The sequence below is a fragment of the Desulfobacter sp. genome (genome assembly GCF_050177295.1).
Genome location: NZ_JBFXHE010000021.1, coordinates 1 through 25,315, shown reverse-complemented (window position 1 = coordinate 25,315; position 25,315 = coordinate 1). Strand labels below are relative to the sequence as shown.

The 25,315-nt window shown below is 46.5% G+C and carries 20 protein-coding genes, 1 pseudogene and 1 CRISPR repeat array; of the genes and pseudogenes, 13 read left to right on the top strand and 8 right to left on the bottom strand.

Features of this window, described 5'->3' with window-relative positions; translation table 11 throughout:
- The 4 genes from AB7U36_RS03285 to tatA form a co-directional block, all read right to left on the bottom strand.
- A partial coding sequence (locus AB7U36_RS03285; RefSeq protein ID WP_428158381.1) for a glutamine synthetase beta-grasp domain-containing protein occupies nucleotides 1-539 on the bottom strand: 539 nt, incomplete at its 3' end.
- Nucleotides 540-621: 82 nt separating this feature from the next.
- Nucleotides 622-960, bottom strand: a complete 339-nt coding sequence (locus AB7U36_RS03280) for a P-II family nitrogen regulator (protein WP_428158380.1) — start codon at nucleotides 958-960, stop codon at nucleotides 622-624.
- Complete coding sequence (gene glnD / locus AB7U36_RS03275) at nucleotides 947-3,580, bottom strand: [protein-PII] uridylyltransferase (RefSeq protein ID WP_428158379.1); 2,634 nt, start codon at nucleotides 3,578-3,580, stop codon at nucleotides 947-949. Before glnD ends, AB7U36_RS03280 begins: the two co-directional genes overlap by 14 nt.
- A 401-nt stretch (nucleotides 3,581-3,981) precedes the next feature.
- Nucleotides 3,982-4,170 (bottom strand): twin-arginine translocase TatA/TatE family subunit, encoded by a 189-nt coding sequence (gene tatA / locus AB7U36_RS03270; protein WP_428158378.1) that lies wholly within the window; start codon nucleotides 4,168-4,170, stop codon nucleotides 3,982-3,984.
- Nucleotides 4,171-4,474: 304 nt separating this feature from the next.
- Between tatA and AB7U36_RS03265 the strand changes: the two genes are divergently transcribed.
- Nucleotides 4,475-5,326, top strand: coding sequence for an AAA family ATPase (locus AB7U36_RS03265; RefSeq protein WP_428158377.1), 852 nt, complete (start codon nucleotides 4,475-4,477; stop codon nucleotides 5,324-5,326).
- A 10-nt stretch (nucleotides 5,327-5,336) separates the two neighbouring features.
- Nucleotides 5,337-6,530 (top strand): vWA domain-containing protein, encoded by a 1,194-nt coding sequence (locus tag AB7U36_RS03260; RefSeq protein WP_428158376.1) that lies wholly within the window; start codon nucleotides 5,337-5,339, stop codon nucleotides 6,528-6,530.
- Between the two features lie 94 nt (nucleotides 6,531-6,624).
- On the opposite strand, the gene AB7U36_RS03255 is transcribed toward AB7U36_RS03260, so the two are convergent.
- Nucleotides 6,625-7,431 carry a TatD family hydrolase gene (locus tag AB7U36_RS03255; protein ID WP_428158375.1) on the bottom strand — a complete coding sequence of 269 codons (807 nt, stop codon included), beginning with the start codon at nucleotides 7,429-7,431 and terminating at the stop codon, nucleotides 6,625-6,627.
- A gap of 254 nt (nucleotides 7,432-7,685) precedes the next feature.
- On the opposite strand from AB7U36_RS03255, the gene ftsE reads away from it, so the two are divergent.
- Genes ftsE through AB7U36_RS03230 form a run of 5 tightly spaced genes read left to right on the top strand, consistent with a single transcriptional unit; the run spans nucleotide 7,686 to nucleotide 13,256 of the window.
- Complete coding sequence (gene ftsE / locus AB7U36_RS03250; protein WP_428158374.1) at nucleotides 7,686-8,384, top strand: cell division ATP-binding protein FtsE; 699 nt, start codon at nucleotides 7,686-7,688, stop codon at nucleotides 8,382-8,384.
- 18 nt (nucleotides 8,385-8,402) lie between these two features.
- Nucleotides 8,403-9,278, top strand: a complete 876-nt coding sequence (ftsX, locus tag AB7U36_RS03245) for a permease-like cell division protein FtsX (RefSeq protein ID WP_428158373.1) — start codon at nucleotides 8,403-8,405, stop codon at nucleotides 9,276-9,278.
- On the top strand, nucleotides 9,245-10,714 hold the full coding sequence (locus tag AB7U36_RS03240; protein WP_428158372.1) for a peptidoglycan DD-metalloendopeptidase family protein: 1,470 nt from the start codon (nucleotides 9,245-9,247) through the stop codon (nucleotides 10,712-10,714). Before ftsX ends, AB7U36_RS03240 begins: the two co-directional genes overlap by 34 nt.
- Before the next feature lie 3 nt (nucleotides 10,715-10,717).
- Nucleotides 10,718-12,028 (top strand): S41 family peptidase, encoded by a 1,311-nt coding sequence (locus AB7U36_RS03235; RefSeq protein WP_428158371.1) that lies wholly within the window; start codon nucleotides 10,718-10,720, stop codon nucleotides 12,026-12,028.
- Nucleotides 12,015-13,256 carry a divergent polysaccharide deacetylase family protein gene (locus tag AB7U36_RS03230; protein ID WP_428158370.1) on the top strand — a complete coding sequence of 414 codons (1,242 nt, stop codon included), beginning with the start codon at nucleotides 12,015-12,017 and terminating at the stop codon, nucleotides 13,254-13,256. Before AB7U36_RS03235 ends, AB7U36_RS03230 begins: the two co-directional genes overlap by 14 nt.
- A gap of 11 nt (nucleotides 13,257-13,267) precedes the next feature.
- Here the strand turns inward: AB7U36_RS03230 and AB7U36_RS03225 are convergent, their stop codons facing one another.
- From AB7U36_RS03225 to AB7U36_RS03215, 3 genes and pseudogenes are all read right to left on the bottom strand, one after another.
- On the bottom strand, nucleotides 13,268-13,813 hold the full coding sequence (locus AB7U36_RS03225) for a YkgJ family cysteine cluster protein (protein ID WP_428158369.1): 546 nt from the start codon (nucleotides 13,811-13,813) through the stop codon (nucleotides 13,268-13,270).
- Between the two features lie 273 nt (nucleotides 13,814-14,086).
- Nucleotides 14,087-14,734, bottom strand: a pseudogene (locus AB7U36_RS03220) (IS3 family transposase); the annotation flags it as partial.
- A gap of 111 nt (nucleotides 14,735-14,845) precedes the next feature.
- The gene (locus AB7U36_RS03215) at nucleotides 14,846-15,145 is read right to left on the bottom strand and encodes a hypothetical protein (protein WP_428158368.1); all 300 of its coding nucleotides are present in this window, start codon (nucleotides 15,143-15,145) and stop codon (nucleotides 14,846-14,848) included.
- A gap of 64 nt (nucleotides 15,146-15,209) precedes the next feature.
- On the opposite strand from AB7U36_RS03215, the gene cas1f reads away from it, so the two are divergent.
- The 6 genes from cas1f to cas6f all read left to right on the top strand — a co-directional run bounded on the left by cas1f (nucleotide 15,210) and on the right by cas6f (nucleotide 23,786).
- On the top strand, nucleotides 15,210-16,169 hold the full coding sequence (cas1f, locus tag AB7U36_RS03210) for a type I-F CRISPR-associated endonuclease Cas1f (RefSeq protein WP_428158367.1): 960 nt from the start codon (nucleotides 15,210-15,212) through the stop codon (nucleotides 16,167-16,169).
- Nucleotides 16,166-19,567 (top strand): type I-F CRISPR-associated helicase Cas3f, encoded by a 3,402-nt coding sequence (gene cas3f / locus AB7U36_RS03205; protein ID WP_428158366.1) that lies wholly within the window; start codon nucleotides 16,166-16,168, stop codon nucleotides 19,565-19,567. Before cas1f ends, cas3f begins: the two co-directional genes overlap by 4 nt.
- A 272-nt stretch (nucleotides 19,568-19,839) precedes the next feature.
- Nucleotides 19,840-21,105: a type I-F CRISPR-associated protein Csy1 gene (locus AB7U36_RS03200; protein ID WP_428158365.1), complete on the top strand. Its 1,266-nt coding sequence runs from the start codon at nucleotides 19,840-19,842 to the stop codon at nucleotides 21,103-21,105.
- Nucleotides 21,102-22,049, top strand: coding sequence for a type I-F CRISPR-associated protein Csy2 (csy2, locus tag AB7U36_RS03195; RefSeq protein ID WP_428158364.1), 948 nt, complete (start codon nucleotides 21,102-21,104; stop codon nucleotides 22,047-22,049). Before AB7U36_RS03200 ends, csy2 begins: the two co-directional genes overlap by 4 nt.
- Nucleotides 22,050-22,075: 26 nt before the next feature.
- Nucleotides 22,076-23,101 carry a type I-F CRISPR-associated protein Csy3 gene (gene csy3, locus AB7U36_RS03190; protein ID WP_428158363.1) on the top strand — a complete coding sequence of 342 codons (1,026 nt, stop codon included), beginning with the start codon at nucleotides 22,076-22,078 and terminating at the stop codon, nucleotides 23,099-23,101.
- Between the two features lie 133 nt (nucleotides 23,102-23,234).
- Nucleotides 23,235-23,786: a type I-F CRISPR-associated endoribonuclease Cas6/Csy4 gene (cas6f, locus tag AB7U36_RS03185; RefSeq protein ID WP_428158362.1), complete on the top strand. Its 552-nt coding sequence runs from the start codon at nucleotides 23,235-23,237 to the stop codon at nucleotides 23,784-23,786.
- A gap of 143 nt (nucleotides 23,787-23,929) precedes the next feature.
- A CRISPR array of direct repeats spans nucleotides 23,930-25,278; the repeat unit is 28 nt; unit sequence GTTCACTGCCGCACAGGCAGCTTAGAAA.
- Nucleotides 25,279-25,315 lie beyond the last annotated feature (37 nt).

Sequence of the window (25,315 nt, the reverse complement as noted above, 5' to 3'; positions counted from 1 at the left end):
AAGTAGCCGTGCTTGGGTCTGATTTTGTAGCCAAGGTTGGGTTCGGAACCGTCACCGGTGTTCCAGTATGCTTCCCGGGAATCAATTTCAAAAAAGGAAGCATGGGGATCAGATGAGTAACGGATGTTGGAAAAAATAAAGAACTCCGGCTCAGGGCCTACAAAAATGGTGTCGCCGATGCCGGTGCTCTTGATATAGGTTTCAGCTCTTTTGGCAATGCCGCGGGGGTCTCTGGAGTAACCTTCGCCGGTGATGGGGTCATGGATGTTGCCGAGAACAACCAGGGTCGGTACTTTGAAAAACGGATCTATTTTTGCCGTACCTGCTTCAGGAATTACGTTCATATCGGAGTTATCAATGTTCTGCCATGCTCTCATGGAAGAACCGTCAAATCCGAACCCGTCTTCAAAGGAAGCTTCTGTCAGTTCCGATACAGGCACACTGAAGTGCTGCCAGGTACCGATGAAGTCCATGTAGCGGATGTCAACGACTTTAACATCGTTTTCTTTTGCCATTGCCAATACATCTTTTGGTGTCATTTTTATCCCTTTCTATAAAAAATATTATGGGTTACCCCTGTATTTGGGTGTTTTGTCATGGGGCGCAAAAGCGTCCTGCCAGTTAAATTGCATCATCTCCGCTTTCACCGGTTCTGACCCGGATGGCCCGTTCAACCGGCAGCACAAAAATCTTACCATCACCGATTTTACCGCTGTTGGTTGCAGACCGGATGGTTTCCACGGTTTCGTCAAGTCGGTCGTCGGTCACAACAATCTCAAGCTTGATTTTTGGAACAAAATCAACAACATATTCCGCACCGCGGTAGATTTCCTTGTGCCCTTTCTGCCGACCGTATCCATTAACTTCTGTAACGGTCATGCCGTAGATGCCGATTTCGCTCAAGGCCTCTTTGACATCATCCAGCTTAAAGGGTTTAATAATCGCCTCAATTTTTTTCATTCATAACCTCCTTTGACTGTATCTGTGGAAGACGGTTAATAATAGCGGTTTTTATCTGGTCCAATCTCTCTTCTGATTCTATTTTCTGGTCCCCTTCAATATCCCGGACGTAAAAAACGTCCATCACCTGGTCCACCTTGGTGGCGACCATGGCGACATTGACATTGATGCCGGCCCGGTACAAGGCATTGGTAACGGCAAACAGGAGTCCTGGGAAATCATACGTTAAAACTTCAATAATCGTAAAAAAGCTGGATGTCTCATTGTCTATGCGGACCTGGTTGGGTTCGGGCCTGCTTCCGCTGGATATGGTCACTTCAGTGGGAATTCTCTCAAGTACATTATCCAGGTAATGGTCCTCTTCAAGTGCCATGCTTAAATCCTGTCCGGCCTTTTCCCATTTTTCCTTTTCAAAGAGACGGTCCTGGGGAGGGCGGACATTGAAGATATCCAGAAAATGGCTGTCACCCAGAAAATAGGCCTGGGATCCGACAATATCAATATTATTCTGGAAAAAGACGCCGGCAAGCTTGGAGTAAAACCCGGGTTTGTCCTTGCCGCAAATGGAAACGGTTCTCATATCTGACTCATTTGCCTTTGTGATCTGCCAGATATATTCCCGGTCCCCAAGATTTCTGAATAAATTAATATGATCCACGATGTTCTGGGGCGGCACGTAAAGCAGGTAGCGCCGGGACATGACGGACAACTGCCGGGTAACCTCTTCTTCCCTCCAGCTTTCCCGCAACAGGTCCAGGACATCTTTTTTCTTTTTTTCAATCAAACGCTGGGTTTTTTTGGACGCCAGTTCCCCTGTTTTAATGATGCTCATGGTTTTAAAAAACAGATCCTTAATCAGGTTTTCCGTCCAGTCGTTCCAGGCCTTGGGTCCCGTGGCCTTGGAATCTGCAACAGTGATCAGGAAAAGCATGCGCAACAACCGGATTTTTCCTATCTTATTCGCTGTGTAAACGGCGGTTTCCTCATCAAAAATATCCCGCCGGGTGGCGGTTTTTGCCAAAAACAAATGGTTCTCAATGAGGAAAAGAATGTCTTCTTTTTCCGCAGGACTGAATCCGAGACGGTCAACAACAGGTCCGGCAATTCCGGCACCTCTGAGAGAGTGCTCTTTGGCAGGATCGGCTTTACCGATGTCATGGAGAAGGCCTGCCACAAGCAAAACATTTTTATTCCTGATCTCCTTGAACACGGAGTTATAAAGGGTTCCCATCATCGTGTCGCCGGGATCCTTGAAATTGTTAAGGATCTGTACGCAGCGGATGGAATGCTTGTCCACAGGGAACAGGTGGTATTGATTGTACTGAATTTTGTGCACCAGCGGCAAGAATTCCGGAATAAACTGCGCCAGAATGCCGGTGGAAAGCATGACATTGAGTACATTGAATTTCCACAGGGACAGGCCCAGAATCCGCTTGAAAATCTTAACGCATCCGGGATCCGTGCGGACATCATCATCCACAAGGTGACGGAATTCCGATGCGATCCGCCTGGCCTCAATGGACAGGGGGATCCGGGTCTGACCACTTTCAAGAAAAATACGAAGCAGTAAATCAGGGTGCTGGATAATTGAAACTGTGTTGGCAAAGCAAAGCCGGCGTTTTTTTACGACCAGACCATCCGTTTTGGTAGGCTGTGCGGCAACCGCTTCTTTTTTAACCCGGCAGGTGGATACAATATCTTCAAATGTAATTTGGTAAATCTGCTTTAAAAAATCCATTTTCTCATGCAGCTCACCCAAAAAAACCTCCACCTGAGGCAAGCCTGACATATCCGCATAATCCATCAAACCGGCTACTTCTGCCTGATGTTCAAAATGCAGGGTATCGTTTTTGCGGTGACTGATATAGTGCAGGCGGTTGCGCACATCCCAGATATAGGTTAACGCATCTTCCAGATTCTCGTATTCAAAATGGGAAAGAAACCCGTAATACTCCAGATCCCGGCGGAACTTGATATTGGATTTAATTTTAGCGTACCACAGCAGGGTGTGATAGTCCCGTAAACCGCCAAAACCTGATTTTAAATCAGGGGAAACCAGATAGGAAGAGTCCCCGAAATCCTCCAGGCGCTTTTCTCCGTTCTCGTACAAATAATTGAGTGTGGGCTTCAAGTGCTTTGCGGCTAATTGCTGCCTGAACTTTTCCATGAATGCGGAATATATCAGGGAGGCACCGCAGATAAACCTGGCATCAAGCACGGTGGTCAGGATATCAAAGCGCTCAAAGGACATTTTAATACATTCGTTGATGTTCCGGACCGCGTACCCGACTTCAAACCGTGCGTCCCATAAGGGATACAAAAGTTCCTGGACAAAGGCCTCCACATCAGGCGGAATGGTTTTATCAAAAAGGATGAGCAGATCAATATCTGAATGAATACACTGCTCTTTCCTTCCGTATCCCCCCAGGGCAATGATGGCAAAAGGACTGCCCGAGATAACCATTTTCCTGGCGGCAATACTTTTCTCAAACACCCGGTAAAAGTATTCATCGAGACGGGTAGTCATTTTTTCCAGGAAATTGGTTTCTTTCCCCTGGAGATACTGATCTACCAGCACTTGTTTCTGTTCAACTAATAGTTTGGCTTCAGGACTGTCCATATCTGTTTGATATCTTGATTTTTGACCTTTTAATATATGCCCTTTTTCCGGCAAAACATCCCATACCGCCCGAACAATACCCTAAAACGATTCTCATCACTTGTTATAAGTGTTGCAATGAATGTGCCAGTCTTTTATTTTCAAGAGGTTATAAAGCACGCATGCGGCCAGCACCTGCAAACCAAAGAAAAGAACAAAATTTATTACAATAATGTCTGCTTAAAAATGAGACATATTACTTTTTTGTAACCATTTTCCAGGTGGGGGGCTAAAAATCGGCAGACGGACAACAGGCGGATAGATGATATGTCGAATCGTTGAAAAAGCATGGATAATCAGCCAGGCACATGGCATGCTTGGCTGCGGAAAAAGCTTAAAAAAACAGCAACTAACAAACGCCACTACTTTTTATCTATTTTTTCAGGCTCCTTTTCCTTGTCGTCATCAATGGGCTCTCTTGTTGCTTTCTTGAAATTCTTAATGCCTTTTCCTAAACCAGCACCGATTTCAGGCAGCTTGCCCGCGCCGAATATAATAAGGATAATCACCAGAATTATTATCAACTCCGGCATTCCTATACCACCAATCATGATTCAAGCTCCTTGTTTTGTTCATGGCGTTAACACAAAATTTATTAAATCAGGTCATTAGCATTTAACCTGTACGAAGTCAATCATTAAGGATTTATGTGAGCATGACGTAATGTTTCAGTTTTGTAATAAACCATTCGCATTTTAATTATATGCAGACCTTGCTCCGGTATCTCCCTTTTTCCCTCAACGTACAAAACCTTGATGGGAGAATAGATTAACCATTGACTCTAAAAACGGAGGCTGCTAACCAACCAGCTTGAGTTTATGCTTTTTCAACAAACCCGACATAACGGAGAACCCAATGACAAAACATCAAGACGCACGGTTCCAAGGGGCCCATAAATATGTACTTGACCCTGAACTTGCATCCATTGTCAACATATCCATGACCCTTGAAATGCCCCTGCTCTTAAAAGGAGAGCCCGGCACGGGCAAAACCATGCTGGCCCATGCCATTGCTGACACCCTGGACATGCCGCTGATTATTCTCAATGTCAAATCCAGCATGAAACTTGTGGAGGCCCTGTACCAGTATGACACCCTGACCCGTCTCAACGATTCCCGGTTCGGGGATTCCACCAGGGATGTCAGCAATATTGATGAATATATAAAGATGGGAAAAATCGGCCAGGCATTCTGTTCAGAGAAGAGAACCGTACTCCTCATTGACGAGATTGACAAGGCAGATACCGATTTTCAGGATGACATGCTTGATGTCCTGGACCAGATGCAGTTTGATATCATTGAAACGGATCAAACCGTATCTGCAATCCACAGACCTGTGATCATCATCACATCCAACGCCAAAAAAGATTTGTCCGATCCCTTTCTGGGGCGGTGCAATTTCCACCACATTGCATTTCCCGACCCCAAAATGATGCGCAGAATTATCCAGGTCCATTTCCCCTCCATTGATTCAAAGCTGGCAGAAAATGCCATTGAAGCATTCTATGCGGTCCGGGACATTGACGGAATTGAAAAAAAACCGGCCACCCGGGAGCTGATCAACTGGATACGGGCGCTTCAGGCAGATCCCGACTTCAAAGCCGGGGATCTTATCAAGGGCAGCATGCCGTTTTTAGGCGTACTGTTCAAAAAAAGCCCGGATTATGAACGGGCCCAGAAAATGACCGGTCGGCGCAACCGGTTCTAAGGACCTATCCATGTTTCTAAAGTTCTTCTACACATTGAAGGATGTCGGAATACCTGTCTCCCCCACATCTTTTCTGACCCTGCAAAAGGCCCTTTACCAGGGACTGATTACCAGCCTGGACGATTTTTACACCTGTGCCCGGGCCGTGCTGGTGAAAAGCGAGCGCTACTTTGATCTTTATGATCAGGTGTTTGCCTACCACTTTGACGGCGTTCCGCTGCCCGAAGACGAGAGCTTTGAAATCGACCAGATGGCCAGGGCCATGCTGGATGAATGGCTGAAAAACCCTAAAATAATGGCCGATGCCCTGAACATAGATGAAAACACCCTGAAAAAATTGACCCCGGATGAGCTTATTGAATATTTCAAAGAACGACTCAAGGATCAGGACGGTCGCCATGACGGCGGAAGCAAGTGGATCGGCACCGGGGGTATCTCACCTGTGGGCCATTCCGGGTATCACCCAGGGGGAATGCGTGTGGGGGGCACCTCCAGAAACAAGTCTGCGGTGAAAGTAGCCGGTGAACGAAGATACAAGGACTATTCCACCCGGGGCCCTTTAACACAGGCAAAAATCGGAGAGGCGCTGAAACGGCTTCGCCACATGATTCCAGCAGGCCCAAAGGATGTAATCAATGTGGACCAGACCATCCGGGCAACCCTTCACAACGCTGGAGAAATAGAATTGATCTTTGACCGGGCCATGAAGGACCGGCTCAAGGTTATCCTGGCCATTGACAACGGCGGGTGGTCCATGGACCCCTATATCCAGGTCGTCCAGACCCTTTTCAACTATGCCCGGGCCCAGTTCAAGGAGGTAAAAACCTATTTTTTCCATAACACTATTTATGATTGTGTATGGGAAGACCCGTCCCGGTATAAAAAAACAAAGAAAATAGTGGACTTTTCCCGGCAGGACCCGGAAACCAGACTGGTTATTGTGGGGGATGCCAGCATGGCACCCTATGAACTTCTGGCATCCAACGGATCCATTCACATTACGGATCGCAGCGGACGCCCCAGCATTGAACAGCTTAAATTTTTATCTGAAACTTTCAGGTGTGCGGTGTGGCTCAACCCGGTCTCACAAATGATGTGGCACTATACTCACACCATCATGGCCATTTCCAAGATTTTTCCCATGTATGAATTGTCCCTGGACGGGCTGGAGCAGGCGGTCACAAAGCTGATGGAAAAAAAATAATTTTGTTTGAACAAAAAATTACCCATCTGCGGCGTTGCAGAAAAATTTGCATCTGGGTAACTTTTTGCTTAAACACTATATTTCGGTTCAAACTCTATTTACCCGGCCAGGCCGGATTTGCCGGTATATTGTAAAAATTCAGGGTATTTTTGAACACGGCAGAGGCCAGCTGGTCCGGGTCTTCTCCGCGCACCCGGGCAAGACAATCCATCACGGACCGGACAAACGCGGGTTCGTTGCGCCGGTGTTTGTTTTTCTGGGGTTTGGGCGTCAGATACGGAGCGTCGGTCTCTATGAGCAGCCGATCCCGGGGAATTAAAGGGACAATGCTGCGCAGGTACTCCCCTCGCTGGAGAATGGTAAGAATTCCGGTAATACCAATATAATACCCTAAATCAAGGTAATTAAACATATCCTCTCTTGTGCCGGAAAAACAGTGAACCACTCCTTTTCTGGACGTGGGTCCGTCTGATTTCACGATCTCATAAAACCGACCCTTGGAATCCCGTTCATGGAAAATCAGCGGCAGGTCCAGGTTCCCGGCCAGGGCAAGCTGGGCCGAAAAACAGGCTTCCTGGTCTTCCTGTGGTGAAAACATGCGGTTGAAGTCCAGCCCTGTTTCCCCCCAGGCCTTGACGCAGTCATGGGTCAGGGCCAGTTGTCGAAGTTCATTGAGTACCTGGGCAGAACACTGAACCGCATCATGGGGATGAACCCCCACAGACGTGTAGACATGATCGAACCGGGATGCGATATCTATGGCCTTTTGGGAGGTGGCTCTGTCAATTCCGACCACCATCACGGCCAGAACCCCTTCCTGGCGCGATCTATCCATGACCTGGGCCAGGTCATGGTCGTAGCATTTATCGTCAATATGGCAATGGGAGTCAAAAAGGATCATTCATCTATTCCTATGGTTTTTCTGGTTTTTCCTTTTCTCTTCTCCTGAAAAGCAACGCAAACTTGCGTTTGCAGCAAAATAAACCTAACGGTCAAAGTTTTAAGCCTTCACTGAGTTGGAAGAAGCCGGTTTACGGGTTCAGTGAAGGCTTTGTGTAAGAAAAACTGTTTTCAGCACTCCTTGACACAGGCGGTTTATATCAGTAAATTCAATGCCAGTCAATTATCCCTAAAAGACCACAAGGCAAATCCCATATGAGGGCCAACAGCGGCAAAGCTAATATTATCAGGCTGTTTAATGTAACCAAGCGCTATGGCGGCAAACTGGCTTTAAACGACATCTCCCTTGATATTGAACCCGGTGAGTTCATTTTTATTTCCGGGCCTTCCGGGGCCGGTAAATCCACCTTGCTCAAAGTTTTATACCTGGCCGAACGGGTGTCCGAAGGACAGATTCTGATTGACGGCATGAATCTGGCACGGATTTCACAGACAAAACTGCCTTTTCTGCGGCGCCGTTTCGGCATGGTGTTCCAGGATTTCAAGCTGATCCCCAGCCGCACCGTTTTTGAAAATGTCGCCCTGGTACTCAGGGTTGCCGGAGAAAACCCGTCCTATATCAAAAAAAAGGTGATGCACGTACTCAGGATCACGGGCATGGAAAAAAAAGTCAATCACCTGCCGCAGACCCTGTCGGGCGGAGAACAGCAGCGGGTGGCTGTGGCAAGGGCCGTGGTGGGAGAACCATCCATTATCCTTGCAGATGAACCCACGGGCAGCCTGGACAGAGAATCTGCCCAGCGTGTGCTTGATCTGCTTTCAGGGTATCATCAAAATGGGGCCACCATTCTCATGGCCAGCCATAACATAGAGCAGATGGACCGTTTTAGTAAAGGACGAAATATCGCCCTGGAAGACGGGAAGCTTAAAGGGATATCAACCATTCTATGCTGAAAAAATTTCGATTGCGAGATGATGCGATTTTTAAGTAAAGCCATGACAGATATCCGGTCCAACCGTTTTTTAAACATAATCACCATCATGACCATTGCCCTTTCCATCCTTCTGGTATCGGTTTTCATTCTTTTTTTTGAAAACGCCAGCCGGGTCCTTTCTGCGTGGAATCATGGCGGACGGGCCATGGTTTACTTAAGTGGTTCTTTCACCCCGGCCATGCTGCCCAATGTAAAAGAACAACTGATGTCCATGGGCGGCATTGAGAAAATGGTATTTATACCCAAAACCCAGGCTCTGGAGCGGCTGAAAAAAGAGATGGGATCAAAAATCCAGTTTCTGTCGACGCTTCAGGAGAATCCCCTCCCCGACGCCATTGAAATTGCCATGACCGCCCGTTCAAGCTTTGAGCAGATTCAAAAGGCAGCCGACCGGATTGAGGCCCTGGACATTGTGGACACCGTAGAGTACGGACAGGGATGGCTGGGCCGCTTCCTCAAGCTGTTCAATCTTTTCAAAATGATCGGGTATGCCATGAGTGGTCTGTTTTTAATGATTGCCTTGTTCATTACGGCCAATACTGTACGCTTGGCTTTTTATGCCAGGCAGACCGAAGTGGAAATCATGCGCCTGGTGGGTGCCACGGACGGATTTATCAAAACACCTTTTTACGTTGAAGGACTCCTCCAGGGATTTATAGGCGGAATTCTGGGAATGATCATCCTTTTAGCAGGATATCTGACACTGTCTTCCGGCATTTCCAAGAACCTGGACGCCTATGTTTATCTGGATATTCATTTTCTTTCCTGGCAGGCTGTGGCAATAATTTTATTTTCCAGTACCTTTTTGGGTTGGTTCGGATGTTTCATTTCCTTGAAACAGATTTTAAAATAGGGCATTTCTTTTTTGCCTGTATTACGGCTGTTGCCGTCATTTTTGGCCTGGCAGATCTGTGTTGCGCACAAGTCCTGTATAAGGGCAAAATCAATGCGGCCAAGCTCAATATCCGCTCCGGGCCGGATAACAGCTCTTCCGTGGTGGTGGTTCTCAACAAAGGCGAACGGGTTGATGTCCTGGAAATGAAAGGTGGCGTCGGCGGCTGGCTGACTATAGAGTACAAGGGTTTGAAAGGATATATCAGAAACCGGAGCAGCTATATTCTTTTAAAACCCGTATCTTCGCGTCTAAAACAAAAACAGAAAACGCTACCTACTACTCCGCCAACAAAAACACCTGGACCCAAAAAGGAGACTACCAGGACAGATCGAGCCGGACAAGAGGTCATTGCAAGGCAAATCCGGGAAGAGAACCGGAAAGTCAAAGAATTCTCCCGGCAGGAGATGCTGATTCTTGACGGACTCAATGAAATTGATATGGACCTGAACCGGGCACAGATAAACGCCCGGGACCTCAGGCGCGATGCCATTGCCATTTCCCAGGAAATTGAAAAAACACAGGCGCGCATTGCAGACCTGAACAAATCAATGGAAGGCACACGGGACTATGCCGGAAAACGCCTGAATGCCCTTTTCCGCATGCACATGATGGGCCGCCTTGAAATGGCCGGCCCCCCGTCGTCTCTGTTTAATTTTGTCATCACCCAGAATGCGCTTAAAAAAGTGGTGAGATCGGATTTTGCCCTGCTGGATAAACAGGCCCGGGACATGAAGGAACTTAGCACGCTTGAACAGAATTTGAACAGTCAGCACAAGCTGAAATCAGGCCTGCAGGAACAATTGGCCTATGAGATTGAAATCCGTAAAAAAGAAACCCTTAAAAAGGAAAAAATCCTTAGGGACATCAGACGCCTCAAACGTTTGTCCCTGGCCGCCATGGACTCCCTTGAAGCATCGGCCCGGGCCCTGGACCAGACCATATCCGCCATGGAGCCCCGGGCCGGGTCTTTCTGTGTGAAAACTACCTTTGCCGAACAGAAAGGCCGCCTTCAGCCTCCGGTAAAGGGTATAATTCTTTCAAAATTTGGAACCAAACGCAAAGACGACTACAACGCCTTCACATTTCAAAGCGGAATTGATATAAAGGCGGAACGGGGTGCGCCCGTAAAAAACGTTTTCAACGGTGAAGTCATGTTTGCCCAGTGGCTCAAGGGTTACGGAAACCTCATGATCATCAACCATGGAAACAATTATTATACCCTTTACGCCCATGTGGAAGAGCTGTACAAAAAGAAGGGAGAGAGGGTGGACACTGGAGAAATTATCGGCACGGCAGGAGATACCGGCTCCATAAAAGGACCGTGCCTTCATTTTGAGGTCCGTCACCACGGCAAACCCGTCGATCCCCTCAAATGGCTGGAAAAAGGAGCATGACAGATGAAAAAAACGAATTGGGCCGGATTGATGCAGTCCTGGCTGACTGCTGCTGTGATCCTGATGCTGACAGCAGGTTCAGTGCATGGGGCTGACGAAAAAACCTATGAATCCTTAAAACTGTTTGCCGATGTCCTGGAAGAACTTGAAAATAACTATGTGGACGAGGTCAAACCCGAAGAGCTGGTACACAATGCCATCATGGGTATGGTGGGCAATCTTGATCCCCATTCCAGCTTCATGCCCCCTGATGCCTTTGAGGATCTGCAGGATGATACTAAAGGGGAATTTTCCGGTATCGGCATTGTCATTACCATGAAAGACGGCATTCTTACTGTTATCTCCCCCATTGAAGGCACCCCTGCCTACGAGGCCGGCATCACCGCCGGGGACATCATTGTCAAAATTGATGATGTATCCACCAAGGATATCGCCATGTGGGAATCCGTAAGAAAAATGAGAGGGCCACGGTATGAAAAGGTTACAATAACGATCATCCGGGAAGGGGCACCAGCCCCCCTGGTCTTTACGCTCAAGCGGGACATGATCCCCATGACCAGTGTGCGCTCGGCCATACCGGCACCGGGTTTCGGGTATTTAAGAATCACCAATTTCAGAATGAACACCCTGGATGATGTGGTAGAACAGTTGTCAGAACTGGAGAAACAGGAAAACGGCCTTAAAGGGCTGATCATTGACCTTCGGGATAATCCGGGGGGGCTGCTGGATCAGGCGATCCGAATTTCTGACCTGTTTATAGACAAGGGAATTATCGTTTCCATTAAGGGACGTATTGAAAAAAACAACCAGGAATTCAAGGCCCATCCCAATTTCCCGGAACGCAACTACCCCATTGTCACGCTGATCAACGGCGGTTCCGCATCAGCTTCCGAAATTGTGGCAGGAGCCCTTAAAGACAATTCCCGGTCCTTGATCCTAGGCACAACATCCTTTGGTAAGGGTTCGGTCCAGACCGTGCGGCCACTCAACAAAGAAGGATACGGGCTTAAATATACCATTGCCCGGTACTACACGCCCAGCGGGCATTCCATCCAGGCCATGGGCATCCAGCCGGACATCCGGGTGGAGCCGGGAACAGTGGAGGAAGCCCCCAAAGATGATTCTGCCTTTGACCTGATACTCAAAGAAAAAGATTTAAAAAACAGCCTTAAACCCGAAGAAGAGGCTAAAAATAAGAAAAAAAACCCAAAAGATACTGAAATCGAAAAACTTAATAAAGATGTCCAGGTAAAACGCGCACTTGATATTCTCATCAGCTATGGTGTGTTCAGTAAAATAAATGACACCAACTAAATCCACGGGCGGTACAAAAAAAAACCAGGGCAGGAAGGCTCCTGCCCCCCAAAAAGCATCCAAAGCCGCCAAAAAAACGAGCACGAAAACAAATCCGGGAACAGCCAGAAAGACCCCAACAAAAAAACCTGCTAAGAAAAAAAGTCCCGGGATTCTCCATGAGTTTAAAAAAATGATTCTGGGCATTGCCATTCTTGTAGCAGTCTGTTTGACAACGGCCATGCTGGTTGATATTTTTGTTAAAATCGGTCGCCCCGTGGCCCCGGAAGCCCAGACAGACAGAAAAGAGCCGCCTGTGACACGGCCGCAGGTCCCGGTCCCGACGCCACCCCGGCAAGCTCCCCTGCCCCCGGCAACACAGGACCAGCCGGCCATGGAACCGAAAATCATAACCAAAGCCGAAGGCCTTAAAGAAAAAGAGCATACTCCCGGCAAAAGCAGTATGACCAGGACGCCACCAGTGCCTAAAGAGGGCTCCAAGATTGTCTATGAAGTGTATGATGATGTAACGCCCACACCCCCTAAAAAGGTTGTGCCGCCCCCCAAAAATAACCTTATGCCTCAGATTGCCATTATTATTGATGATATCGGATATGACAAAAATATGGCCATGGGGCTGCTCAACATAGATAAGAATATTACATTTTCCATTCTGCCCTTTTCTCCTGCCGGAACCCAGCTTGCCCACAGTCTGTCGGCAAAAGGGGCGGAACTGATGCTGCATCTTCCCATGGAACCGACTCAGTACCCCAAGGTCAACCCCGGGCCTGGAGCGTTATTGTCTTCCATGTCCCCGGATGAGCTCTTGGCCCAGCTTCGAAAGGATATCCATGCGGTTCCCGGCACGGTGGGGGCAAACAATCACATGGGTTCCAGGCTCACAGCGGATTCAAATAAAATGAATCAGATTTTCACGGTACTCAAAAAAAACAATCTGTTTTTTATTGATTCCAGAACATCTCCTGAATCCAAGGGAGAGCAGTCCGCCCGTATATTTCAGCTGAAATTTTCCCACAGGGATGTGTTTCTGGATAATTTTCAGGATGTCGAATACATTTCAGGCCAGATCGAAAAACTTATCAAGCAGGCCCAGGCCCATGGCAGCGCCATCGGTATCGGCCATCCCCACCAGACCACCCTTGATGCACTGAAACGCGAACTTCCCAAGCTAAAGAGCAAAGTCCGACTGGTCCCGGCCAGCAGGCTTGTGGAGATACCTTCAAGTTAGGACCGGTGGGGTCAGGACGGTTCAAGGTTCTGGTATAATTCCAGGGCCTGGTCCACAGGTATCCGCCCGGGAAGCCCGTTTTCAAAGCAGGCGGTAAAATGGTTGTTTACAGCGGTTAAAAGGGTATTCATCCGGTCAAGATCCAGCAGATCAGACCTGTCCAGGTTTTTTATACCTTTAAAATTTTTCGGACAGAAATCCACCAGGGCCTTACCCTCTTTTTCCATGTACAGGGGGTATCCGTGTGTCCTGCAGATGATGGGGCGGGCCTCATAAACCATGCAGATATGGTCCACAAGCAAGGGACATTTGCGATCGGTCTGTTCTGCCTGCTTCAAAATTTTTTCCCTGCAGGGGACATCCAGGCGACTGAAGGCCCGTGACAACGCAAATGCTTCAACCGGAAACAAAGACAGGTGTCGGCAACACACATCACACCCTTTTTTGCAGGCAAGCCGGTCTTTGTGGACCCGGGTAAGCTTTTGGATGTGTTCATCCACCCGTATAATCAAATCCGTATAATTTTTCAATAGATTGTCAAATATATGTTCAGTCATTGTGCCCTCTTATTTCGGCGGGGCCGATAGCTTTGTTGTCCTTTTTTTGTTGAAAAAATTCCCTCCTATGATATTTTCCGTCCACCAGCTCGGAGGATAGGGCAATGCTGGGAAGCAACCCGAGCGCCGTAGCTGGTGATGGAAGCATGAGGGCAGTATCCGAGCATTACGCTGCCTTTTCCCATGCATCCATCCTTAATGCGATAAATCCAATCCCCGCGCCTTAGCGCGGAATAATACCCCGTAGGCCCGCCTGAGGCATATGGCTCCCTGTCAAGCGGTTCGGTAAACGGATGCTGGCGCCTTGTATCCCAGGGCTTGATGCAGCCTTTCATTATTATAAAAGGTGATAAAGGCCTTTAAGGAGCTCTGAGCCTCCCTCATTGTCCGGTAATCCTTCAGATAAATCTCCTCATACTTGATGGTTCTCCATAGTCGTTCAACAAAAACATTGTCCAGCGCTCTCCCTCTTGAATCCATGCTGATTCGAATTTCCCTCTCTTTCAAGATAGACAAGAATTTCATGGATGTATACTGACTTCCTTGATCCGTATTGAAAATTTCAGGTTTAGAAAGGCAGAGAGCTTCTTCCAGGACCTCAATGCAAAACGTGTTTTCAAGGGTGTTGCTGAGCCGCCATGACAGCACGTAGCGACTGAACCAATCTATCACCGCAGTCAGATACATGAAGCCGTTCCCGATTCTGATATAGGTAATATCTGTGCTCCAGACATGGTCCGGCCGATCAATGACGACATCCCTCAGTAAGTATGGATATATCTTATGATTTTCATTCCTTTGGGTCGTTTTGGGTTTAGGATAGATAGCTTCTATCCGCATCAGTTTCATCAACCGCTGAACTCGCTTTCGGTTAACCGGATGCCCGAGGGCATTCAGGTAAGCGGTCAGCCTCCTGCTCCCGTAAAAAGGGGTTCTAGTGTGCTACTCATCCAACAGATCCATCAGGATAAGAGTATATGACTCGATGTTCGAGTTTTTTGAATTTGACTGCCAAACAATCCTTGGTTAGAATCAGGCCACTTTTTTCTGGAAGTGTTCCAAAGATGGTGCCGGCTTCATTTGAGGAAAAATGCGACTGCTCATATGTTTTGTAGAAGGATTGAAAGGAATAATATTGTCAATGCGTTCTTTTAGCTCATTAAGCTTCTGTTCACTGATTCCGTTATCGCAGAAATCTTGGACAAATTGAACTAAAGCTTCTGTGTGAATCCGCTGGGATAGGCTTCCCACACTCCATGCAGGGAGTTTGTTTTCCAGGCGGGCTTTCTGGTGATGATGGAAGAACAAGGCATGATCTAACAGCAGGCTCAAGATCAAATTGGGTGTAAATTGACTCCTCCGAAAGTTAAGTTCTTTAATTTAGGGAATAAATAAAATGGATCAACTAACCGATCTTAAAGCGATTCTACACTCAAAACGCGCCAACATTTATTACCTGGAAAAATGTCGTGTTATGCAGAAAGACGGACGAGTTCTTTATCTTTCCGAAGCCGACAAGGCAAACCAGTATTGGAACATTCCCATTGCAAACACCACGGTGATTTTGTTGGGTATCGGCACCTCGATTACGCAGGCAGCCATACGAATGCTGGCGTCGGCAGGCGTCCTGGTCGGTTTTTGCGGAGGTGGAGGAACGCCGCTGTTGATGGGAAACGAAGTGGAATGGCTGACCCCGCAAAGTGAATACCGGCCCACTGAATATCTCCAAGGATGGGTGGGATTTTGGTTTGATGAAATTAAACGGTTTGAGGTCGCCAGAATTTTTCAGCATGCACGGATAGACTTTTTGCTTACGGTATGGAGAAAAGATCAAGATTTAAAGGCTGCAGGATTTAGCGCCGCCGATCCTTCCATTGCAACTGCCGTTGATATTTTTCATGCCAGAATGGCAAAGGCATCCACCTCATCGGACCTGCTTTTAATTGAGGCGGAGTTGACCAAAGAGCTATACAAATATGCGGCTCAAAAAACAAAACTGGATTATTTCAGTCGGGACCGTGAGGCGGCGGATAAAGCCAATGCTTTTTTAAATCACGGTAATTATCTTGCTTATGGGCTGGGTGCAACAACCTTGTGGGTTTTGGGCATCCCCCATGGTTTTGCCGTCATGCACGGCAAAACAAGACGCGGGGCACTGGTCTTTGATGTCTCTGATTTGATCAAGGATACTTTGATATTGCCCTGGGCATTTATCTGCGCCCAGGAGAATACAAGTGAGCAGGCCTTCCGCCAGCAATGCCTTCAGGCCTTCGCCTCCCACAAGGCGCTTGATTTCATGTTTAACCAGGTAAAAACAGCTGCCCTGAAAACCGACTGGGAGGTAACCCCATCATGATGGTCACCTTTATTTCCCAATGTGAAAAAAAGGCCCTGGCGCGAACCCGACGTGTCCTGGATGCTTTTGCCAATCGCATCGGTGACAATACCTGGCAGACCGTCATTACCCAGGAGGGATTGCTGGCCGTAAAAAAACTGTTGAGAAAAACAGCCTCCAAAAACACAGCGGTCAGCTGCCACTGGATTCGCTCCAGGGCCAGAAGTGAATTTATCTGGGTGGTGGGAAACAAACACAAGTTTGACCGAGAAGGCAGGGTCCCCGTGAACACCACCAGCGTAAATATGCCCTATCGCGATGACATGAATGACTGGCACTATCTTCCGTTAATTCAAGCCTTGGCATGTCTGGCAGCGTTGCTGCATGACTGGGGCAAAGCCTGCGCCCGGTTCCAGGACAAATTGAAGAAAAGTTACAAAGGCCTTATGGGGGATGCCTTAAGACATGAATGGATCTCCTGTCTGTTATTAAAAGCGTTAATCCACTCCACTCAAAATCCCCAAACGGACAGCGGGTGGCTGACAATTCTTTCAAAAGGAGAAATTGACGAATCGCTTCTGTTAGGCACGGACTTGAACGCCATTAAAAAACCGCTTGAGGATCTGCCGCCAATTGCCCAGCTGATCGCGTGGTTGATACTGTCGCATCATCGTATGCCGTTTCTGGATAAAAAAGAAATTGAAAATGGCTGGAAGAATGAAGCGGCGGAGAATATAAATCAAGTATTCAAACATATTGATAAAAGGTGGGGGTACTCCAATAAAATTGCCGCAAATACACTTGGTGACTGCCTGCATTTTCCCAAAGGACTGATTTCAAATTCAAAGCTGTGGTTAAAACCATTAAAACGCTGGTCCGGTAAACTGCTCGGGCATCAGGAACTTGTGGAACAAATAATGAAAGATACTGATCGCAGCTACCGGCCGATTCTTTTTTATGCCCGTCTCAGCCTTATGTTGGCCGATCATTATTATTCATCTTTGAGCAAAAAAGACTCGGGACCCTGGAATAACAGTATTGATATGATCGCCAACACCCAGAAGGACGGCACCGCCAAACAGGCTTTAGATCAGCATCTGGTTGGTGTTTATGAGCAGGCCAAACGAAATGCCCGTTATCTACCCAAATTTGAACGGGATCTGCCGGTAACGGAAAACACCTCTGCTCTGAAACGAAATAGTCCTGTTGCTAAATTTAAATGGCAGGATACGGCAGCCGGAAAAATCAGAGCCTGGGTGGATCAGCAAGATAACCAGACGTATGGCTTTTTCACTGTGAACATGGCCAGCACCGGATGTGGCAAAACCTTTGCCAATGCTAAGGTGATGCTTGCATTAACAAAAGACAACGACAACTTGCGCTATATTCTGGCACTGGGCTTGCGGACATTGACGTTACAGACCGGGGACGACTATCGACAGCGTATTTTCCAGAACAGTGACGGCAGTGATCTGGGGGTAATTATCGGCTCCAAAGCCATCGCAGATTTGCATGAAAACAAAAAAAATAAAAAAGATAAATCCGTTTTCGAAGAAGGAGCGGAGTCACAGGAATCACTGATGGAAGACAGCAGTGAACTGTTTTATGATGTCGATCTCCCGGAAAATGAACTTGCCACGGTCCTTCCCCATGAAAAAAGTCGCAAACTTTTATATGCTCCGATTCTGGTATGCACCATTGACCACATCATCTCTGCAACGGAAACGACTCGGGGCGGCCGATATATTTTACCTGTATTACGCCTGATGTCTTCGGACCTTGTGATTGATGAAATAGATGACTTCACCGGGGCTGATGCCATTGCCATCGGCCGCCTGATTCATCTTGCCGGGATGCTGGGACGAAAGGTGATGATATCATCTGCAACCATCCCGCCGGCCCTTGCAGAAGGGTATTTTAACTGCTACCGGGAAGGATGGCAGCTTTTTACAAAAATCCGAAATACCAACCCTGGGATGGGCTGCGCCTGGATCGATGAGTTCTCAACTGTTGTGAGCGATATTGACGCAGCAGATCGGGAAACCGCCAACCAGCAATATGCGCAAGTCCATCAGGCCTTTATCAGAAAACGAATCGGAAAACTGGCTCAACAACCGGCCTTGCGAAAAGCAGACATTATTTCATGCCAAACCGCTATTGCCTCACAAGAAGTAAGCGAAGCAACTAAACAGGAGGCCTGGTTTAACATCATCATCCAGGATGCTTTAAAAAAACACCACAACCACCACACCATAGACCCCAAAACCGGTCTGAAAGTATCATTTGGCGTTATCCGGACGGCCAATATCCAACCCTGCGTTTCCCTGGCACGATTTCTTCTGGAATATGACTGTCTCAAAAAGACAGCTATACGGACCATGCCTTACCACAGTCAGCAGGTTTTACTGCTTCGCCATGAGCAGGAAAAGCACCTGGATTCTGTTTTGAAACGCAAGGAATCGCAGGGCGAAGCACCCGCAGCATTTCAAAACAACGTAATACGCGGGCACCTGGATGCCATGGCTGAGCGAGAACAGCCTCCCGAGGATGTTCTGTTTATCCTTGTGGCAACACCGGTGGAGGAAGTCGGTCGAGACCATGATTTTGACTGGGCCGTTGTTGAACCATCATCTTACCGTTCCATCGTTCAGATGGCCGGACGCGTCAGGCGGCACCGGGACCAGGAAGTGCAGACTCCCAATGTAGGCTTGCTGCAATATAACTGGAAAACAGTACGCTACGGAGACAAACCTGAAGGCGGCTATTTTTTTCATCCAGGATATGAATCTGGAAAAAAGCTCTCGTCTACTATACGCGCTCTCTTTAAATCTCATGATCTCAATAAACTAGTTAACATCCTATACATATCCAATAATTTAAACGCTATTCCCAGGATTGATGATAACGCTAAACATGGCACAAGACTAGCAAACCTTGAGCATGCCGTTACGGCCCATTGGCTTAAAAGTTACGATTCAAAAGGCCCTGAAAGCCTGCAAGGCTATATCAGCGGGCATTGGTATTTAACCGCACTTCCTCAGGTATTTAACCGTTTCCGGCAAAGTCGAGCCAGTCTTCATTTGTTTCGCTGTTTTGATTCGACAGGAAAAACTTATTTTACGCTCAAGGATGAACGAGGAGAACCAGTCTGCGATATAACGGGTGAATTGGTAGATCAGGATGGTGCATACAATATCTCAACCACCAATCTATCAATTAAAGCACAGCAACGGTTGTGGTTCGCCCGCGACTATGTTCAGTCGCTTATTCATACAGCAGAAGAGCGTGAGATTAATTATAACAAAGCCGCTTTGCTTTATGGCGAAGTGGTAATACTACCAAAACAAGACCCGGAAAAAGAGTTAAATTTCAATTATTTGTATAACGACCAATTGGGGCTGTTCAAGAATGAAAATTGATTTTATTTTATCGACAAAAAAATAGCAGGCGCAACCAAGGTCACACCTGCTATTCTGCCTGTTCGGCAGTGAATCATAAAAAATCAATAATTAATTTTCTAAGCTATCTATTCGATAGTGAAGTTCACTATATAAAAATTAACCGCAAAATCAACTCATATCTATGAGTCAACTAAAAATCAATATTTAATGGTTGACAATCGTTAGACTCATTGTTAATTTCGTGTTGTCAAAGTGCATATTCCAACTTAAAAATTAGGAGGTGACTTTATATGATAGATCCTGCAATTCAAGAATTTTTTCAAAAACGGAAAGACGACTGGCTTAAAAACAAACTGAAACAGGCAAAGACAGAAGAAGAAATTCAACTTTGTAACGAGGAGTGTGCAAACAAATTTTCTTTAGGAAATTGGCTACCCAATGCAGCAAAAAGAGCTGGGCAAATCAGCATATCGTCCCATCCCTGTACGTTCAGTCATCCAAGCGCCCGGAAGAATAAGAATGGCTATGTCGCCCCAATCATAGCAAAGGCAAAACGTTTACCTGATGGTTATTTAAGAGCAGGAAATGTTGATGCAGAACACGATGCTCTCGGGAATGCTGCAGCTATAGATGTTTATAAATTTTTAACGTTGTCCATGAAAGACGGTAAAACACTTCTTCAACATATTGAAACTGATTCAGACCTTGCAAGGGAACTTTTGAGCATAAACACTGAAACCTATGAAAACCTGAAAGAGGGATTTATGGCGATGGTATGCAGTGATCCCAAAAGTAGAACGAGTTCCAAGATAAAACAAGTCTATTTCCCTGTTGACGACGAGTATCATTTACTTTCGGTACTCAGTAATTCAGGTTTGATTTTTAAGTTGAGATCACAACTAAATTACCTTCGATTTTCAGACGAACAAAAAGATAAACGTGAAAAAAAATACAAGGGTGAATTTCTGGAACATGGTTTTGCAGAGATTTTCGATCTGACGACCATAGGTTATGGAGGGACAAAACCCCAAAACATAAGTATCTTGAATAATCAAAACGGCGGGAAAGCAAACCTGTTCCTGTCCACTCCTCCTCATCTCGATAAACGGAGCGTTCATTTTCCCCGGAAAAACTTTTTTACCAATTCAATCTGGTATCGTGATATTCGGGAGCCTCTCAATAAACTGCATGGCATTTTTAAAACAGGGTTAAACAGCAAAATACCTCGCCGAAACTTAGAAAATGGAAGAGACCATCGCGTTGAAGAACTACTGGACATCATTATAGAACGATCCACGGTGCTGCGCTCCGTGGCTGAAGATCAATACAGGGAAGAAAGCAGTACTTTGCCGGAATACCAGAAAATATGGCTTTGCCATGGTTTTGAGCAACCCCGAAAAGAACAAGACGAATGGCTGGATACCTTATGCGCTGAACTTGCAAAATGGATTGCGGCCGCTTATGCAAAAGTGATTAAAAAGCCGGTCATGTTAGGCCCTATTGAGCGGGACTACCTTAAAACATTCATCAATCTCAACCGAGAGGCCCTAAGATGAACAAACAAATTTTTTTAATTCCTCATATCCATGTGCAAAATGCCAACGCATTATCCAGCCCTTTTACCATTGGATTCCCTGCCATGACCGCGTGGCTGGGAGCTGTTCATGCGCTGGAAAGGCACTTGAATACCGCATTGAATAGAAAGTCTGATGAAACCATTTCGTTTCAGGCTGTAGGTGTAGTGTCACATCAATTTAAATTGCACACCCATAAAGGCCCGGGAGACTATGAATATTCCATTATCGGAACCGGAAACCCCCTTGAACCGGCACCCCGAAAAGGCAAGCCGGAAGGTAATGCAGAACGTCCCTCTTTTATTGAGGAAGCACGATGCCGTCTGGAAGTCAGTCTCGTCATTGCCTGTGAAGGAATAGACAAATCACTTGAGACGGATGTAAAAAAACAGGTTCGTCAAATACTTCACAGCCAGATGAAAATAGCAGGCGGCGATATCCTGGAATTTCAGCCACCCGGTTTTTTCAGAGATTTTAAGCAGCTTAAAAATCGGCTGATGCCTGGCTATGCCATCATTGAGCGGCGAGACCTGATGATCGAAGCCATGGAGCAGGGACAGGATGCTCTGGATGCATTAATTTATTATCTGGCTATCCACCATCATTGTGAACAACAAGAAAAAAACGGTGAGATGGAGGTGACCTGGAGCAGTCAACGCAAACAAACCGGTCCCGAAGGACAACGGGGATGGATCGTCCCCATTGCAACAGGCTTTCACGGCATCAGCGAACTTGGATCCGCCCAAAATCAAAGAGACCCTGAAACCCCGCATCGTTTTGCCGAAGCGGTGGTGACGCTGGGCGAGTTTACAATGCCATATCGCCTCAAAGATATAGAAGATTTACTCTGGCATTATCACTACGATGCTGAAAACAACCTGTATCTTTGCCAACAGGATAAACACGATACCATAGAAGGATTCTAACAATATTTACATTAAGGAGAACTATAATGGCTAAAAACAAAAACACTGCATCTGTTCTGGCATTTGAAAAAAAGATGGTTCCGTCGGATGGGTATATGTACGGTACAACATGGGAAGACCGTGACAATTTGGCACCGCTTAAACTTAAAGAGAAATCCGTTCGTGGTACGATTTCTAATCGTTTAAAAAAGGCCGTCCAAGACGACCCTGTGAAACTGAATAAGGAAGTTGAAAAAGCCAATCTTCAGACAGTAGATACCTGCGCACTTGAACCGGACCAGGATACCCTGGTGCTCCGGTTCACATTAAAATTCCTGGGGGGCATCCACCGTCCGTCCGCATGTAATAATGCGGATTTTCGGCAAAGCTACAGCAAAGCCGCTCAAACGTATGTGGAAAAAACCGGGTTTACGGAGTTATCACGCCGCTATGCCATCAATATTGCCAATGCCCGTTTTCTCTGGCGAAACCGGATCGGGGCAGAATCCATTGAAGTTGAGGTCAAGGCATTGAATAAAGGCGCCGAGCAGCAATGGAAATTTAATGCCGGTGCTTATTCCCTTCGTGATATGGAGATTGGTGATAATGAAATTGACAGCCTTGCACAACGCATCGCACAGGCCCTGTCCAGCGATGATGATTTTCTTCTAATTGATGTTGTTTGTTATGCCAAGGTCGGCAAGGCTCAGGAAGTTTATCCAAGCGAGGAACTGGTACTTGATAAGGGGAAAGGAAATAAAAGCAAGATTCTTTACGCTGTTAACGAAATTGCAGCGCTGCATTCTCAGAAGTTGGGGAATGCTTTACGAACCATTGATACCTGGTATCCTGAATTTAATGACCCAACCCAGGGAATTGGCCCGATCGCAATTGAACCTTATGGTGCCGTGACAAATTTGGGAAAAGCATACCGGACACCAAAGGCAAAACAGGATTTTTATACGTTCTTTGATGCCTGGGCAAATGGGGACGCTTTAAATGAAATAAAGGATGAACATTATGTCATGGCTGTTCTGGTTCGTGGCGGTGTATTTGGTGAAAGCGATAAATAGATCCGACATTGAGCAGATGTTTGTTTAACATATTGAAATTATTGGTATTGAGTCAATCGTGTCGATTTTTTATGCAATAATATTAAGTAGTTATAATGTGCCTGTTCAATGTTGGATAGATAGAAGGTGATATATGGATCATTATATAGATGTTTTGCTTTTACCGGACCCGGAGTTGCCGCTTCCCATACTCATGAACGCCCTTTTCAGCAAATTCCATAAAGCTTTGTGTGAGTTGCACGCCACTGATATCGGGGTCAGTTTTCCAAAACAAGGGCCAACCCTCGGAAATTTGATGAGAATCCATGGGACATCAACATTGTTAATAAAATTGCAGCAACTTAACTGGATTGGACCACTGGCAGGATATTGTCAAATCGGTGATATTTTACAGATTCCACCACAAGTGAAATATTGTAGTGTCTTCCGCAAACAGCCTAACATGAGTCCTGCAAAATTGCGCCGGCTTATCAAACGAGGCTCCATCGCTGAAGATGAAACAAACAGATATCATTCAAAAATGATTTCCACAGGACTGGAAGAACCTTATCTTGAATTAACGAGCTGCTCTACCGGACACAGACATAGACGATATATAGCGTTCGGACCACTACAGGACAAACTGGTTGAAGGAAATTTTGACCAATTTGGGCTTTCCAGTACTGCAACTGTACCTTGGTTTTAACCTCAGGTCAGAACCAATATTTCTTGATCTTTGAAAATTTGCTAACAAATCAAATAATTATAGATACAGGAAAAATGATTGGGTAAAACAGCAAATCGCATTTAACTTGCTGTTTTATTATTTTTTTTATATTTTGCTGAATAGTTCACTGCCGCACAGGCAGCTTAGAAATGACTCGTTGATTTCTCAGTTGGCAGAAATGAGTTCACTGCCGCACAGGCAGCTTAGAAAACGATAAAAAACAAATATTTGAAAAACGATTTGTTCACTGCCGCACAGGCAGCTTAGAAAATGATCAACGAGGAATTAACCAAAAGGAAAAAGTTCACTGCCGCACAGGCAGCTTAGAAACGTAACTATCGCCGTATGACCAAGGACGTGGCGTTCACTGCCGCACAGGCAGCTTAGAAAAACCACCGGCACGTCACGGAGCATGGTTTCAACGTTCACTGCCGCACAGGCAGCTTAGAAATGAAAAATCTTTATAGTCCTCTAAATTGTCCTGTTCACTGCCGCACAGGCAGCTTAGAAATAAAGACGCAGCATGGAAAATACTAAATAAGAGTTCACTGCCGCACAGGCAGCTTAGAAATGCTTGATCAGATCAGCGATGTGTTTGCCACGGTTCACTGCCGCACAGGCAGCTTAGAAACGTAGTGGAAGAAGGGAGCCTCTACGATACATGTTCACTGCCGCACAGGCAGCTTAGAAATATATCGTTTCCGTTTTGGGTCTGCTTTTTATGTTCACTGCCGCACAGGCAGCTTAGAAATGACGCAACCACCAGGCCTGTTGGGATGTGAAGTTCACTGCCGCACAGGCAGCTTAGAAAATGGTCTAATCCTTATCTATTTTGTTCCAACCGTTCACTGCCGCACAGGCAGCTTAGAAATTCCTTGAGGCTATTTTGACGTAACTCTTTGTGTTCACTGCCGCACAGGCAGCTTAGAAAAACAGTATCCGAAACAGCAGATACAGACTCTCGTTCACTGCCGCACAGGCAGCTTAGAAATTTGCCCGGGAAAAACGGTGCCGCATCCACAGGTTCACTGCCGCACAGGCAGCTTAGAAAATTTCCAAAAATGATGCTCGGCGTGACCTTTTGTTCACTGCCGCACAGGCAGCTTAGAAAAAATAAAAAGATGGCACCTACTCAATGAAAAAGTTCACTGCCGCACAGGCAGCTTAGAAAAGCACCGTGTATTTTTGCCATGTTTTATTATAGTTCACTGCCGCACAGGCAGCTTAGAAAAACCTAACAAGGAGATTGGCCATGAAAGAAATGTTCACTGCCGCACAGGCAGCTTAGAAAAAGCGACATCTTGGGATAACTGAGTTTTTATTGTTCACTGCCGCACAGGCAGCTTAGAAAATGTTGTTGCTGGCGAAGGCAAAGGACACGGAGTTCACTGCCGCACAGGCAGCTTAGAAACCTTGAAGTCTGTCAGTGTCGGAGTTGGCAATGTTCACTGCCGCACAGGCAGCTTAGAAAAAATACAGTCAGGCGAAATCGACAGTATACCCGTTCA

Excerpts from the sequence above, each read along its gene's own strand:
- AB7U36_RS03280 (WP_428158380.1), bottom strand. The coding sequence starts at position 960 with ATGAAAAAAATTGAGGCGATTATTAAACCCTTTAAGCTGGATGATGTC.
- glnD (WP_428158379.1), bottom strand. The coding sequence starts at position 3,580 with ATGGACAGTCCTGAAGCCAAACTATTAGTTGAACAGAAACAAGTGCTG.
- tatA (WP_428158378.1), bottom strand. The coding sequence starts at position 4,170 with ATGATTGGTGGTATAGGAATGCCGGAGTTGATAATAATTCTGGTGATT.
- AB7U36_RS03265 (WP_428158377.1), top strand. The coding sequence starts at position 4,475 with ATGACAAAACATCAAGACGCACGGTTCCAAGGGGCCCATAAATATGTA.
- AB7U36_RS03260 (WP_428158376.1), top strand. The coding sequence starts at position 5,337 with ATGTTTCTAAAGTTCTTCTACACATTGAAGGATGTCGGAATACCTGTC.
- AB7U36_RS03255 (WP_428158375.1), bottom strand. The coding sequence starts at position 7,431 with ATGATCCTTTTTGACTCCCATTGCCATATTGACGATAAATGCTACGAC.
- ftsE (WP_428158374.1), top strand. The coding sequence starts at position 7,686 with ATGAGGGCCAACAGCGGCAAAGCTAATATTATCAGGCTGTTTAATGTA.
- ftsX (WP_428158373.1), top strand. The coding sequence starts at position 8,403 with ATGATGCGATTTTTAAGTAAAGCCATGACAGATATCCGGTCCAACCGT.
- AB7U36_RS03240 (WP_428158372.1), top strand. The coding sequence starts at position 9,245 with ATGTTTCATTTCCTTGAAACAGATTTTAAAATAGGGCATTTCTTTTTT.
- AB7U36_RS03235 (WP_428158371.1), top strand. The coding sequence starts at position 10,718 with ATGAAAAAAACGAATTGGGCCGGATTGATGCAGTCCTGGCTGACTGCT.
- AB7U36_RS03230 (WP_428158370.1), top strand. The coding sequence starts at position 12,015 with ATGACACCAACTAAATCCACGGGCGGTACAAAAAAAAACCAGGGCAGG.
- AB7U36_RS03225 (WP_428158369.1), bottom strand. The coding sequence starts at position 13,813 with ATGACTGAACATATATTTGACAATCTATTGAAAAATTATACGGATTTG.
- cas1f (WP_428158367.1), top strand. The coding sequence starts at position 15,210 with ATGGATCAACTAACCGATCTTAAAGCGATTCTACACTCAAAACGCGCC.
- cas3f (WP_428158366.1), top strand. The coding sequence starts at position 16,166 with ATGATGGTCACCTTTATTTCCCAATGTGAAAAAAAGGCCCTGGCGCGA.
- AB7U36_RS03200 (WP_428158365.1), top strand. The coding sequence starts at position 19,840 with ATGATAGATCCTGCAATTCAAGAATTTTTTCAAAAACGGAAAGACGAC.
- csy2 (WP_428158364.1), top strand. The coding sequence starts at position 21,102 with ATGAACAAACAAATTTTTTTAATTCCTCATATCCATGTGCAAAATGCC.
- csy3 (WP_428158363.1), top strand. The coding sequence starts at position 22,076 with ATGGCTAAAAACAAAAACACTGCATCTGTTCTGGCATTTGAAAAAAAG.
- cas6f (WP_428158362.1), top strand. The coding sequence starts at position 23,235 with ATGGATCATTATATAGATGTTTTGCTTTTACCGGACCCGGAGTTGCCG.